This is a genomic window from Sphingopyxis macrogoltabida (assembly GCF_001314325.1).
GTDB classification, from domain to species: Bacteria; Pseudomonadota; Alphaproteobacteria; order Sphingomonadales; family Sphingomonadaceae; genus Sphingopyxis; species Sphingopyxis macrogoltabida.
On sequence record NZ_CP009429.1, the window covers coordinates 2,583,258 to 2,596,985 of the forward strand.

Annotated in this window: 12 protein-coding genes; 4 read left to right on the plus strand and 8 right to left on the minus strand. The window is 65.7% G+C overall.

Annotated elements, in window-relative coordinates:
* The first annotated feature begins 35 nt into the window (after positions 1-35).
* Positions 36-1,235: a ribonuclease D gene (gene rnd, locus LH19_RS12815; protein WP_054728512.1), complete on the plus strand. Its 1,200-nt coding sequence runs from the start codon at positions 36-38 to the stop codon at positions 1,233-1,235.
* Positions 1,236-1,246: 11 nt separating this feature from the next.
* Here rnd and LH19_RS12820 read toward each other — a convergent pair whose 3' ends face one another.
* Genes LH19_RS12820 through LH19_RS12835 form a run of 4 tightly spaced genes read right to left on the minus strand, consistent with a single transcriptional unit; the run spans position 1,247 to position 6,834 of the window.
* Entirely contained in the window at positions 1,247-2,725 is a 1,479-nt protein-coding gene (locus tag LH19_RS12820) for a Ppx/GppA family phosphatase (RefSeq protein WP_234716161.1), read from the minus strand.
* Positions 2,726-2,741: 16 nt separating this feature from the next.
* The gene (locus LH19_RS12825) at positions 2,742-4,910 is read right to left on the minus strand and encodes an RNA degradosome polyphosphate kinase (RefSeq protein ID WP_234716162.1); all 2,169 of its coding nucleotides are present in this window, start codon (positions 4,908-4,910) and stop codon (positions 2,742-2,744) included.
* Positions 4,901-5,563 carry an HdaA/DnaA family protein gene (locus LH19_RS12830; RefSeq protein WP_054728517.1) on the minus strand — a complete coding sequence of 221 codons (663 nt, stop codon included), beginning with the start codon at positions 5,561-5,563 and terminating at the stop codon, positions 4,901-4,903. The genes LH19_RS12825 and LH19_RS12830 overlap by 10 nt, the downstream gene beginning before the upstream one ends.
* Entirely contained in the window at positions 5,563-6,834 is a 1,272-nt protein-coding gene (locus tag LH19_RS12835) for a hypothetical protein (RefSeq protein ID WP_054728520.1), read from the minus strand. The genes LH19_RS12830 and LH19_RS12835 overlap by 1 nt, the downstream gene beginning before the upstream one ends.
* Before the next feature lie 85 nt (positions 6,835-6,919).
* On the opposite strand from LH19_RS12835, the gene purM reads away from it, so the two are divergent.
* Genes purM through cls form a run of 3 tightly spaced genes read left to right on the plus strand, consistent with a single transcriptional unit; the run spans position 6,920 to position 10,468 of the window.
* Entirely contained in the window at positions 6,920-8,026 is a 1,107-nt protein-coding gene (purM, locus tag LH19_RS12840) for a phosphoribosylformylglycinamidine cyclo-ligase (RefSeq protein WP_054728522.1), read from the plus strand.
* Complete coding sequence (purN, locus tag LH19_RS12845) at positions 8,019-8,969, plus strand: phosphoribosylglycinamide formyltransferase (RefSeq protein ID WP_054728527.1); 951 nt, start codon at positions 8,019-8,021, stop codon at positions 8,967-8,969. Before purM ends, purN begins: the two co-directional genes overlap by 8 nt.
* Before the next feature lie 53 nt (positions 8,970-9,022).
* Positions 9,023-10,468 carry a cardiolipin synthase gene (gene cls / locus LH19_RS12850; RefSeq protein WP_054728530.1) on the plus strand — a complete coding sequence of 482 codons (1,446 nt, stop codon included), beginning with the start codon at positions 9,023-9,025 and terminating at the stop codon, positions 10,466-10,468.
* A gap of 14 nt (positions 10,469-10,482) precedes the next feature.
* Here cls and LH19_RS12855 read toward each other — a convergent pair whose 3' ends face one another.
* The 4 genes from LH19_RS12855 to LH19_RS12870 all read right to left on the minus strand — a co-directional run bounded on the left by LH19_RS12855 (position 10,483) and on the right by LH19_RS12870 (position 13,670).
* A complete protein-coding gene (locus tag LH19_RS12855; protein WP_054728533.1) occupies positions 10,483-11,115 on the minus strand; it encodes a M23 family metallopeptidase in 633 nt (210 codons plus the stop codon).
* Between the two features lie 109 nt (positions 11,116-11,224).
* Entirely contained in the window at positions 11,225-11,647 is a 423-nt protein-coding gene (gene ndk / locus LH19_RS12860; protein ID WP_054588335.1) for a nucleoside-diphosphate kinase, read from the minus strand.
* Between the two features lie 85 nt (positions 11,648-11,732).
* Positions 11,733-12,182, minus strand: a complete 450-nt coding sequence (locus LH19_RS12865) for a DNA polymerase III subunit chi (protein ID WP_054728536.1) — start codon at positions 12,180-12,182, stop codon at positions 11,733-11,735.
* Between the two features lie 18 nt (positions 12,183-12,200).
* Complete coding sequence (locus LH19_RS12870) at positions 12,201-13,670, minus strand: leucyl aminopeptidase (RefSeq protein WP_054728539.1); 1,470 nt, start codon at positions 13,668-13,670, stop codon at positions 12,201-12,203.
* Positions 13,671-13,728: the final 58 nt, after the last annotated feature.

Consider the following 13,728-nt stretch of genomic DNA (forward strand, 5'->3'; position numbering starts at 1 on the left):
TGCCCGTCCTTCCCAACTAGCTGTATAGGCCCATCATGCAAGTCCATCCGCTCATCGAAACCAGTACCGCGCTCGCCGAATTCATCGGCCTTATCAAGGACAGCGATTTCATCGCGGTCGATACGGAATTCATGCGCGAGAATACCTTCTGGCCCGAACTCTGCCTGATTCAGGTCGCAAACAGCGAACATGCCGCCGCGATCGACCCGATGGCCAACGGCATCGACCTCAAACCTCTGCTCGACCTGCTCGTCGACAATGAGGAGGTGCTGAAGGTCTTCCACGCCGGCGGACAGGATGTCGAAATCATCTTCAACCTGACCGGAAAGACGCCGCACCCGATCTTCGACACGCAGATCGGGCAGATGGCGCTCGGGCAGGCCGAACAGGTCGGCTATTCGAACCTCGTCGAGGCGTGGCTCGGTATCGTGCTCGACAAGGGCGCGCGCTTCACCGACTGGAGCCGCCGCCCGCTCGACAAGCGCCAGATCGATTATGCGATCGGCGATGTGACGCACCTCGCCGAGATTTTCCCGATGATGCTGAAAAAACTGGTCAAGACCGGGCGCGGCCACTGGCTCGACGAAGAGATGGAAAAACTCGCCGACCCCGCCAATTATAACGTCGACCCTGAAAAGGCCTGGCTGCGGATCAAGGTGCCGTCGCGCAAACCCGACGTGCTCGGCCGCCTGAAAGCGCTCGCCGCGTGGCGCGAGCGCGAGGCGCGGACAAAGAACCTGCCGCGCGGCCGCATCGTCAAGGACGAGACGCTCGGCGATCTTGCCGCACATCCACCCAAGGATCAGGACGGGCTCGGCCGGGTGCGCGGGCTGTCGGCGACGTGGAAGTCGAACGATATCGGCGCGCGGCTGATGGACGCGCTCGACAATGCCAAGCCACTGCCCAAGGACGACATGCCCGACCGCGCGCCGCGCGGCCCCGGGCTCGGCAAGGAAGGCGTGCTCGTCGCCGACCTCCTCAAACTGCTCCTCAAGATACGTGCCCGCGAACTCAATGTCGCGTCGCGGCTGATCGCCCGCAGCGACGACCTCGAGGCGCTCGCGGCCGGGCGCCGCGACGATATCCCGATGATGCAGGGCTGGCGCTACGACGTCTTCGGCCACGCCGCGCTCGACCTTGTCGAAGGCCGGATGGGCTTTGCGGTCAAGAACGGCAAGCTGGTGATGAGCGAAATCGATGCCGCTGCTGCCGCCCCGATCGACGACGCCGGCTGAAGCAAGGCGGCTTAGCGCAATACCAGTTCGGGCTTGGCATCGAGCGCCTGCGCAAGCGAGCGCAGCCGGCGTTCGACCGATTCACCGGCCAGATGATGCCAACCCGGATCGAGGCTGAGCCGCAATTTTCCGTCGATATGGGCGATCGCGCTGGCTTTCAGCGGCGCCTCGACCCCGCCGGTCAACCGCTGGGCCAGGCGGATCGCAAGCCCCCATTGCCGCGCCCGCGCGAGGCGCTCTGCCTCGACGAGCGCGCCCATCGCTGGAAAATCGCCGTCGGCGCCGCCAAACCCGGCGTGGAGCGCCCGCGCCAGCAGAATCCGGCCCGGTATGTCGATGCCGCGCCAGTTGCCGTGCAGGCCGATCTCGGTCCCACGTTCGGCACGAAAATCGGGATTTGCCGACCACGCGACGTCGCTGAGCAGGCTGGCGGCGAGCCGGATACGGCTGTCTGCCACCGCCTCGCTCGCGAAAAGCGGCGCGATCCAGTCGGCGATCGCCGGGCCATGCGGGGCGAAGCGCGCGAGGCGACGGCCCTCGAATTCGGCGGCGACGATCAGCGGATCCTGCGCCTGCGTTGCCGCATCGAGCGTCTGGTAGAGCAGACCCTCGCGCAGCCCCGACGACGAGACGGTCATTTCGGGAACATCGATGATATTGGCGAGCGCCGCCAGCAGCGCGGCCGCGTCGGGCAGCGTCGATGCACGGGTCGACGCCATGCCCGGGATCGCTCGTATTTCCTCGAAACTCAGCCGCCTCGTCGCGCGCACCAGCCGGCGGAGCGCCGCACGCGGCAGCGTGTGCTGGTCGAGCACGGCAAGCGGATCGTGCGTCAGTTCGAGGTCGAGACGCGCCAACGCACGCCATGATCCGCCGACGAGGTAGAGCGGCAGACCGGTGAGCAGCGCCGGCCATCCGGCGCTTTTCAGCATCTTGCGCACCGCGCGCTCGAACGCCTGTTCGCCATCCTTGCGCAGCGCGGGCAAGCGCAGCACGCCGAGCGGAAAGGACGCCCGCCGGCCGACCTCGCCGCCCGCGACCTCCGCCAGTTCGAGGCTGCCGCCGCCAAGGTCCACCGCGATGCCATGGGCGTCGGGAATCGCGGCAATCACGCCGTGCCCCGCGGCTTCGGCTTCTTCCTCGCCCGACAGAAGGCGGATCTTGAGGCCTGCTTCGGCCGCCCTCGCGATGAAGTCCGGGCCGTTGGCCGCATCGCGCACCGCCGCGGTCGCGACGCATTGCAGGTCCTTGACCTCCATATGACGCGCGAGCAGCGCATAGCGGTGCAAGGCGGTCAGTCCGCGCGCGGCATCCTCGTCGGCGATGCGTCCGTCGATCGACAGACCACGGCCCAGCCCTGCCGCAACCTTTTCGTTGAAGATCACCGCCGGCGCGCGGCGCGGCCCTTCATACACGACGAGGCGGACCGAGTTGGAACCGATATCGATGACCGCCGAGCGGTGGACCGCCAGTTTCGAGGAGCGCAGCAAACCCAAATCTATCGTCTCAATCTTCGCGCATATCGATGGCGAGCGTCGGCACGTCGTGGCGCTTGTGCAGCGCCGTGCCGCGACCCGACAGCGAAGGGTTCGTCATGAAATAATGGTGGAGGTTAAAGGGCTTGTCGCCCGGACTTACCCGCGCATAGGTACCGTCCGGCTGGAGCACCCAGCTTTGTTCATTGTCGATGAGGTTCGCGACGAGCACCTGATCGAGGATCTGGTCGTGAACGGTCGGGTTTTCGATCGGGATCATATATTCGACGCGACGATCGAAATTGCGCGGCATCCAGTCGGCACTGGAAATATAGAGCTTGGCACGCTGGTGCGGCAGCGAGGCGCCGTTCGCAAAGGCCCACACGCGGCTGTGCTCGAGGAAGCGGCCGACCACCGATTTGACGCGGATCGTTTCCGACAAACCCGCGACCCCTGGCCGCAGACAGCAGATACCGCGCACGATCAGTTCGATCGGCACCCCGGCGGCGCTTGCGGCATAGAGGCGATCAATGATGTCGGGATCGACAAGGCTGTTCATCTTCGCCCAGACGCCCGACGGCTGCCCGGCCTTTGCGGCCGCGATTTCGGCATCGATCAGATCGCACAGATGCGCGCGCATGTTGAGCGGCGACATGGTGATCAGTTCGAGCCGTTCGGGCTCGACATAACCGGTGATGTAATTGAACAGTTGCGCGGCATCGCGCCCGGCGCGCGGGTCGGCGGTGAAGAAGCTCAAATCGGTATAGATGCGCGCGGTCACCGGATGATAGTTGCCGGTCCCGAAGTGGCAGTAGGTCCGATAGCCCTGCCCTTCGCGGCGCACGACCATCGAAATCTTCGCATGCGTCTTCCACTCGATGAAGCCGTAGACGACCTGCACACCCGCACGTTCGAGCTGGTTCGCCCAGAGCAGATTCTGCTCCTCGTCGAAGCGCGCCTTGAGTTCGACGACCGCGGTGACCGACTTGCCCGCCTCGGCCGCCTCGATCAGCGCGCGGATCACCGGCGACTGGTTGCCGGCGCGGTAGAGCGTCTGCTTGATCGCGACGACATCGGGGTCCGCCGCCGCCTGCCGCAGGAAGGACAGGACGACATCGAAGCTTTCGTACGGGTGATGGACAAGGATGTCCTTGCTGCGGATCGCCGCAAAGCAGTCGCCGCCATGTTCGCGAATGCGTTCGGGGAAGCGCGCCGAATAGGCCGGAAACTTGAGGTCGGGACGATCGACGTCGACCAGCGCGGACAGTGCGGCGAGCCCGATGAAACCGCCGATCTTGGCGACGATCGCTTCATGCCCCTGGATATCGGCATTGAGCACCGCCGCAATCTCGCCTGGCATGTCGGCTTCGAGTTCGAGCAGGATGACACGGCCGCGGCGGCGGCGGCGGATCGCGGTACGGAACAGGCGGACGAGATCCTCCGCTTCTTCCTCCAGTTCGATGTCGCTGTCGCGGATGATCCGGAAAACACCGAGCGAGCGGATGGTGAAGCCCGGAAACAGCAGGCCGCCGAAAATCTCGATCAGATATTCGATCGGCACGAACGCGGTCGTTTCGCCGGTAACGGGAACGAAACGGGGCAGCGAAGCCGGGATCATCACCAGTTCGCGCACCGTATCGCCGGTCGCCTTGCGCTGCAGGTCGAAAATGATGCCGAGACCGCGGTTCGGAATGAAGGGAAAGGGATGCGCCGGGTCGAGGACCTGCGGCGTCAGGATCGGGAAAATCTGGTCGAGGAAATATTGGCGGAGACGGGCGCGTAACGCATCGACATCCGATCCGGTGCCGTGGACGACGATTCCCTGTTCGGCGAGCAGGCGGTGGAGCAATTGCCATTCGCTCTGCTGTTCGTCGACGAGGCGGTTCACCTCCGCCTCGATCTCGGCGAGTTGCTGCCCCGGCGAGCGGCCGTCGGCCGACGGATCGTCGATGCCCTGCAGTTGCTGGCCCTTCAGGCCGGCGACGCGGACCATGAAGAATTCGTCGAGGTTGCTGCCCGAAATCGACAGGAAGCGTAAGCGTTCGAGCAGCGGATGCGCGGGATTGCGGGCTTCTTCCATCACCCGGCGGTTGAAGGCGAGCCAGCTCAGTTCGCGATTGAAGAAGCGCTCGGGACCGAAACTCGGCGGTTCCGTCAGGGCGTCATTGTCGGCGCGAAGGGGGCCATTTGCTATCGACATATATCGCTGTCCTGCCTTTCGAGGAGATCGGGATCGATCAGCCCCTGTGACAGTAATGTTTCACGAATAAGACGAACGCCGAGGCGCCTTCCCTGTTCAAGCGAAGCGGCATCGAGCACCGCGACGATGCGGTGGATCATCGCATAGCTGCGCTCCATGCGCGGCACGATATAGGAGGCAACCTCGGGCGCGATGGCAATGCCGCGCTGCGCAAACAGCGCTTCGATCAGGTCGCGTGCGAGGCAGTCATCGGGATCGCCGATGGTCAACACCGGCACCGCCGCGAGGCGCGAAGCCAGATCGGGCAAGGCGATCTGCCATTCGGCGGGCGGCGCATCGGCGATGACCAGCAGCGGCGTCCCCGAAGCCTGCGCGGCATTCCATGCGTGGAAAAGCTCCTCTTCCGAAACGCTGTCGTGCCCGTCGATCACGCGCCCGCCGGTATCGCGCGCGAACAATCGGCCGATCAGGCTGCGCCCCGACCCCCGCGGGCCGACGAGAACCGCGGTCCGTACCGGCCACGGCCAGGTCGATACATGGCGCAGGTAGCGGACGGCATCGGCGTTGCTGGTGCCGACGATCAACGGACCGTCGTTCGCTCCGCCGGCGCTCCAGTCGAGCGGGAGCGCAATCTGTCCCGATGCACGCGCCATCAGCGACTGATCCTGAGCGTGTTGCCGCCTTCCTGTACCTTGTATCCGCGCGCGGCGAGCGCAGCCTTGAGCGCCGCGATGTCGCCGCGGAAGCTGACCCGCATCACCGACGTACCGCCCAGCGCAAGGCTGGTGGTCGAGGCCGACTGGACGCCCGCAATGCCCGCGATCGCGCGCTCGGTCGCCGACACCGATTCGACGTCGGGCGAGCTGTACTGGACGGTAAAGCTCGACACGCCGACCACCGCCGTCGCCGGGACGCTGGCATCGGTTTCGGTGGGCAGGACGTCGGCGTCGGTCGCCACTTCTTCGGGCAGGTCTTCCTTCTCGACCGGCTTTTCGAGAACGAGATAGGTATCGGTCTTGAGCACGCCAGCAGCCAGCGCATCGATATAGATGCGGTCCATGCGCGCGACCGCCTTTTCCATCATGTCGGGCAGCGCGGTGGGATTGGGTCCGGTCATGGTGAAGCTGGAAATCAGCTTGTTGTCGGGACCGAAACGCGCGGTGAAATAGCCTTTGATCGGCCCGCCGGGATAACTGTATTCGACCCGCGCCATCGGCACGAGGACGTCGGCGGCGCCATATTGGTCGAGAATGACGCGCCACCAGACGCGGCCGCGGCGTCCCGTCTGGCCGGCGTTGATCAGCAGCGTGTCGGCGCCGGTGCCCGCGGTGCGGACATAGTCGATCGCGCTCTGCCCAGTGTTATATTCGGCCCAAGCGCGCTGCCAGGCGCTGCGTTGTTCGAAAACCTGCGGAATGCCGTCGACCGAATAGACGGGGATGACCAGCAAAGGCGGCGAACGCAGCGTCCGGCCGCTGACACCCAAAATCTGGCCTGCCCGGACGCGGTCGAACTGGACACCGAGCCGCGCGACGTACCGGCGCGAGCCGATCTGTTCGTCCTCGACGACGATCGCGGTGACGATGCCGTCGAGCACCGAATCGCCGAGCGCCGGACCGTCGCTGCCGTTCAACTTGCGATAGAGCTGCGCCCAGCCCTTGCGCTGTGCCTCGCGCCAGCCCTTTTCGCGCGCATCTTCGGCATTGTCGCCGGTGACGTCGACAAGGATGCCGCTGGCGAGAAAGTCGCCGCTGCTGTTGATCGGGGTAATGCCGCGATCGCCGCGGCTGATCTGTCCTTCGACCACCCCGACGACCAGAATCGCGAAGAGCAGCCCGAACAGCGCCGCCCAGCGCCAGTCGCGCGGGCGCACGGCGTCGAAGGAGAAACGGGGCGCGAAGCGGGGGAAAGCGACCGAAATCATATCTTCTCTATGCTTTGCCCAAAAGCTCGACGCCGGACAAGGAAATCATGGCATTTCGTGGCCAGAGTCGTTAGTCGCGCTGGCCATGGATTCCAAGCACAACCAACCCGCCTCCTACACTTATGCCGAGGCCGGCGTATCGATCGAGACCGGCAACGCGCTGGTCCGTGCCATTGCTCCGCTCGCCCGTGCGACGCGCCGTCCCGGTGCCGACGCCGACCTCGGCGGCTTTGGCGGCTTCTTCGACCTCAAGGCGGCGGGGTTCAACGATCCGCTGCTCGTCGCGGCGAACGACGGCGTCGGCACGAAGCTGAAACTCGCCATCGAATCGGGCAAGCACGACGGCGTCGGTATCGACCTTGTCGCGATGTGCGCGAACGACCTGATCGTGCAGGGCGCCGAGCCGCTGTTTTTTCTGGATTATTACGCCACCGGCAAACTCGACAACGACGTCGCGACCGAAGTCGTCGCGAGCATCGCCGAGGGCTGCAAGCAGGCCGGCTGCGCGCTGATCGGCGGCGAAACCGCCGAAATGCCGGGCATGTATTCCGACGGCGATTACGACCTTGCCGGCTTCTGCGTCGGCGCGGTCGAGCGCGATCAGGTGCTGACCGCCGACAAGGTCGCCGCAGGCGACGTGATCCTCGGCCTTGCGTCGTCGGGCGTCCACTCGAACGGCTTTTCGCTCGTGCGGCGGCTGGCCGCGGACAAGGGCTGGAAACTCGACCGCCCTGCCCTGTTCGACCAGAATGTGCTGCTGATCGACGCGCTGATGGCGCCGACGCGCATCTATGTGAAAAGCCTGCTGCCGCTGGTGAAAACCGGCAAGATCCATGCGCTCGCCCACATCACCGGTGGCGGGCTGCTCGAGAATATCCCGCGCGTGCTGCCGAAAACGCTCCACGCGCATGTCGACGCCGATGCGTGGGCGCAGCCGCGGCTGATGGCCTTCCTGCAGGCGCAGGGCAATATCGAGCCCGAGGAAATGGCGCGCACCTTCAATTGCGGGATCGGCATGGCGGTCGTCGTCGCCGAAGCCGACGTCGCCGAAGTCACCGCCGCGCTCGAAGCCGCAGGCGAAACGGTGCACCGCATCGGCCACATCGCCGAAGGGGCGAAGGGCTGTACCGTGTCGGGCGGGTCCGAGACATGGAGCGCGATGGCGGCGTGGTCGGCCGCGCATAATGGCTAGGGCGCGCGTCGCCGTCCTGATCTCGGGCGCCGGGACCAATATGGCGGCGCTGCTCTATGCCGCGAAAGCCGACGACTGCCCTTACGAGATCGTGCTGGTCGCCGCGAACGATCCCGAAGCGCCGGGACTGAAGATTGCGGAGGCCGAAGGCATTGCGACCTGGAGCCTCTCTCACAAGGGCATGGACCGCGATGCGTTCGACGCGCTCGTCGACGCGCAATTGCACGAAGCCCGCGCCGAATATGTCGCGCTCGCCGGTTATATGCGCATTCTCAGCGATGCTTTCGTGGCAAACTGGCAAGGCCGGATGCTCAACATCCACCCCAGCCTGCTGCCGAAATACAAGGGGCTGAACACGCACCGCCAATCCATAGATGCGGGCGACAGCCATGGAGGGTGCAGCATCCATGTCGTGACCACGGCGCTCGACGGCGGGCCGGTGCTCGCGCAGACGCCGGTCGCGATCGTGCCCGGCGAAACGGTCGAAAGCCTGGCCCGGCGGGTGCAGTTTGCCGAGCATCAGCTTTACCCCAAAACCCTCGCGGTCTTCGTGACGCGCGAGCGCTCGCCCGAATACATACTCGGCCGGGTGCGCGAACTCGCGATGGCGCTGCCCGAAGCCGACGAAGTGACCTCGCACGGCATGCCGTGCTTCGGCATCGCGAAGGGCAAGAAGTTCGCCTATTTCACCGAAGATCATCATGGCGACGGCAAGATCGCGCTGCTCGTCAAGATCAGCGGCGCCGACGAACAGGCGCAACTGATCGAACTCGACGAGGACCGCTATTACCGCCCCGCCTATTTCGGCGACGGCTGGGTCGGCATCCGCCTCGACCTTGGCGACACCGACTGGGACGCCATCGGCGAATGGCTCCGCAAGAGCTGGCTCGCGGTGGCACCGAAGAAGCTTGCCGGACTGATGGGCGCGGCGGAGGAGTTCTGACCGGCCGCAAATTGGCGCTGGCCTTTTTCCTGAAAGCCGGTTGAACTGCCGCGATGGCATTCGACGCCGCCCTTGTCCTGTCGCTGCTGTTCTTCGCGGTTCATATCGTGGTGATCGGGCGCATCATCCTGCGGCCGCAGCGCGAGCCCGCGTCGCGGATTGCCTGGCTGATCGCGGCAATCATGGTGCCGGTCGTCGGGGTGATCGCCTATCTGCTGCTCGGCGAGGCGCGGATCAGCGCGAAGCGCCGCGCCCGCTATCGCGCGATCGAGGCCCACCTGCCGCACCCGGCGCACAATGAAACGATCCGCCGCGCCCTCGCAAAGACACCTTATGCGGCGCCCTTCGCGCTCGCCGAGACCGCCAATGCGCTGCCGCCGACGCGCGGCAACCGGGCGCGCCTGTCGGCCGACAGCAACAGCGCGATCCGCGAGATGGTCGAGGATATCGACGCGGCGACGTCGACCGTCCATCTCTGCTTCTACATCTGGCTCGCCGACAACAATGGTTTCCGGATCAAGAATGCGCTGGTTCGCGCCGCGCGGCGCGGGGTCAAGGTGCGCGTGCTGGCCGACGCGCTCGGTTCGCGCGGCTTCATCCGCTCGGCCTATTGGATCGAGCTCGAAAATGCCGGGGTCGACGCGCGGATCGCGCTGCCGATCGGCGGGCTGATCTGGACGCTGATCCGCGGCCGCTTCGACCTGCGCAACCACCGCAAGCAGCTCATCGTCGACAACCGGATCGCGTGGTGCGGCAGCCAGAACCTCGCCGACCCCGAATTCCGGGTGAAATCGCGCTATGCGCCATGGGTCGACCTGATGACCCGCTGGGAAGGCCCGGTGGTGCAGGACTGCCAGTTCATCTTCGCCGCCGACTGGGAGTCGGAGCATGGCGACGATATCAGCGCCCTGCTCTGCGACGATGCCGAACAACCGGCGGCCGCCAAGCCGGGCATCGTCGCGCAGGTCGTCGGCACGGGCCCCAGCCTGCCCTACCCCGCGATGACGGCCTGCTTCACCTCGCTGATTCATTCGGCGCGGCGCGAACTGGTGATCACGACGCCCTATTTCGTCCCCGACGAACAGTTGATCTGTGCGCTGCTCGACGCCGCGCGGCGCGGGGTGAACACGGTGATGATCCTGCCGCAGCGCAACGACAGCCGCATCGTCGCCAATGCCAGCCGCAGCTATTATGACGAGATGATCGGCGCGGGCGTCCAGCTATATGAATATCGCCCCGGCCTGCTCCACGCGAAGACGATGGTGGTCGACGGCGCCGTCGCGCTGATCGGCTCGGCGAACCTCGACCGGCGGAGCTTCGAGCTTAACTTCGAGAATAATATCCTGTTCGCCGATGCGGGTTTCGTCGGCGAAATCCGTGCGCGGCAGGACGAATATCTGGCCGATTCCGATCGCGTTATGGCCGAAGATGTCGCACGCGACAGCATGTTGCGACGGCTGTGGCAAAACCTGCTGGCGACGCTCAGTCCGCTTCTTTGAAGCAGCGCGAATGATCAAGGACAGGCGGCCGCCGTATAATGCGCGTCCTTGCGGACCAGATGATCCGGTATAGCGCAGAAGCGCGGGATGCGCATCCGCTGCCGGTCGGCGTTGCCGTTGAGGAAGCCACCCTTGTCGATGGGGTCGCTCGCCTGCGGCACGGCGACTTCGAAATGGACATGCGACAACATCGCGCAGCCGACGGCGCCTTCGTCCCCGAGATATCGCCCCGCCCGGACGCGGTCGCCGACCTTCAGGCTCGCCTTGCCGCTTGTCGTCCCGGTCGCCATGTGCCCATAGAGCGTCCATTCGCCGCCCGGATGCGCAAGCCACACGAAATTGTTCCGGCAATCTGCCGCGGCCCGGCCGCTCTGCTGCTCCGAATAATGGTCCTCGATCGCCATCACTATACCGTCGGCCGCCGCTACGACGCGGTGAACCTTCCCTTCGCGCGGCTCGCCGACCAGATCGATTGCGCCCACCGGGCGGTGCGTGACAGCGTCGTCGAACACCGAAACCTCCGTGCCGTCGGCGAAGGGAAGCCGGTAGAGCCCCTCGGATTCGGCGATCTTCGGCGTATCAGCCGCCGGCCCGTTCGATGCCAGCAGCGCCGCCGCCGCGATGGCGAAAATCGGCTTTCCAAGCATGACCTGCTCCTTTTTTCCGGGTGTCCAACGAAAATTTTCCGGGTGTCCAACGAAAAAGGCCACCGGAATGTTCCGGTGGCCTTTGCTTGTCCGGTCGTGCTAGGCCGGCTTAGCCGACGATTTCTTCAGGCTTGAAGAAATAGGCGATCTCGATCGCCGCATTTTCGTCGCTGTCGCTGCCGTGGACGGTGTTCGCCTCGATGCTCTCGGCGAGTTCCTTGCGGATCGTGCCCGGCGCCGCATCCTTGGGATTGGTCGCGCCCATGATGTCGCGGTTCGCCTGCATCGCGTTCTCGCCCTCGAGAACCTGGACGACGACGGGGCCGCTGATCATGAAATCGACGAGTTCGCCGAAGAAGGGACGTTCCTTGTGGACCGCGTAAAAGCCTTCCGCCTGCTCGCGGCTCATGTGGATGCGCTTCGACGCGACGACGCGCAAACCGGCGTCTTCCAGCATCTTGGTGACCGCACCGGTCAGGTTGCGGCGCGTTGCGTCGGGCTTGATGATCGAAAAGGTGCGGGTGACCGCCATGGGAAAGCTCCTGCGTTGTTATGATTTGCGATGCGCGCGCCTCTAGCCGCGCTTTTGCGCCGCCGCAAGGACAGAGCGTCGGACGCTACGGCCCTTCCGCCCAGCGGCCGTTTTCGTCCTGCTTCCAGAAATGGATTTCGGCGCCCTCCGTGGCGCTCAATTTGCGCCAGGTTGCGCGCGCGTCGTCGATACGGCTGTTGTCGAAGAGCAGGAAGGCCCGGTCGAACCCCAGCGCCTCGTCGCGCCATTCGCCGTCGGCAAGCGCAACGTGTCGCGCGCGGTTTGCCGGCGAAGGGTCGAGGGTCCCCGCAATCAGGATCGGCTCGATCTCTTCGTCGGGGGAGCCCGCTGCGCCGTGCGGCAGGAAACTGGCCGGCGCGTGTGTCCACAGCGCCTCGTCGATCGCCTGCCGCTGGAGCGCCGGGGCCGCGACGACCAGCAACCGGTCGCCAGCGCCCAATATGCGCGTCGCGATCGCGGGCAGCACCCGCTCGACGGGATCGCGGGTGAGACGATAGAAATCGACGCGCGCCATGATCCCGCCCCGCCGGCCTCAGCCTTCGAAATTGGCCGCGATGAAGCGGTCGAGCAGGCGGACGCCGTAACCGGTCGCACCCTTGGCATAGACCGGGCCATCCTTGTCGGCCCATGCCATGCCCGCGATGTCGAGATGCGCCCATGCGACGCCGTCGTTCACGAAACGCTTCAGGAACTGCGCGGCGGTGATCGATCCGGCCTCGCGCGGGCCGATATTCTTCATGTCGGCGATCGGGCTGTCGATCAGCTTGTCGTATGCCGCCGACAGCGGGAAGCGCCACAGCTTGTTGTTCGACGCCTCGCCCGCCGCGAGCAGGTCGGCGGCAAGATCGTCCTCATTGGCGAACATGCCGGCAAATTCATGGCCGAGCGAGATCACCATCGCGCCGGTCAGCGTCGCGAGGTCGACGATCACCTTCGGATCATAGGCTTTTTGCGCCCAGCTGATCGCGTCGCAAAGGACGAGGCGGCCTTCGGCGTCGGTGTTCAGCACCTCGACCGTCTGGCCCGACATGGTCGTCACGATGTCGCCGGGGCGCATCGCATTGCCGTCGGGCATATTCTCGACCAGACCGACGACGCCGACGACATTCGCCTTCGCCTTGCGGCCGGCAATCGCCTTGATCGCGCCCGCGACGGCGCCGGCGCCGCCCATGTCCCATTTCATCATGTCCATGCCCGGGCCGGGCTTCAGGCTGATGCCGCCGGTGTCGAAGGTAACGCCCTTGCCGATGAACACCACCGGCGCCTCGCCCGGGGTGCCGCCGTTCCAGCGCATCGCGAGCAGCCGCGGCGGCCGCGTCGAGCCCTGCGCGACGCCGAGCAGCGCGCCCATGCCGAGCGCCTTCATCTGGCGCTCGTCGAGCACCTCGAGTTCGACGCCGAGGTCGGCGAGATGCTGGCAGCGCTCGACGAAGCTTTCGGGATAGAGGATGTTCGGCGGCTCGGCGACCAGCGTCTGGGTGAGCGCCACACCGTCGGCAATCGCCTCATTCTCGGCCCAACGGCCCGTCAAATCGCCGTGAGCTGAGGCAATCGTCACCGACCGGAGGCTGGGCTTCGCCTTGTCGGCAAGGCGGGTGCGATAGGTGTCGAGACGCCAGTTGCGCAGCCGGGCGCCCATCGCGAAGGCAAGTACATCATCGGCGTCGCTCTCGCCCGCACTCGCGAAATCGACATGGACCGCACTGGCACCGCTCGTCTGGAGCCGCGCGACGAGCGCCGCGCCGCCGCGTTCGAGATCGTGGACATCGCCCTCACCGATCCCGACGAGCAACAGACGCAGCACCCGGCCACCGTCGACGGCGGCGGTTTCCGCCACCGAACCCGCCGCGCCCTCGAAGCGCGCCTGTGCCGCCGCGCCGCCGAGCAAGGCCCCATGCGGATCGCCGAGCGCCTGGACGAGCGCGGCGAGGCCGCCCTTGCGGACGGGGAAGGCGACGACGTCGGCAGACGCATCGATTTGCGCGACAAACTGAATGTCCATGCGATGACTTTCTTATGTGATGATTGATTGCAACGTGGCGGACCGATAGGGGTTTCGC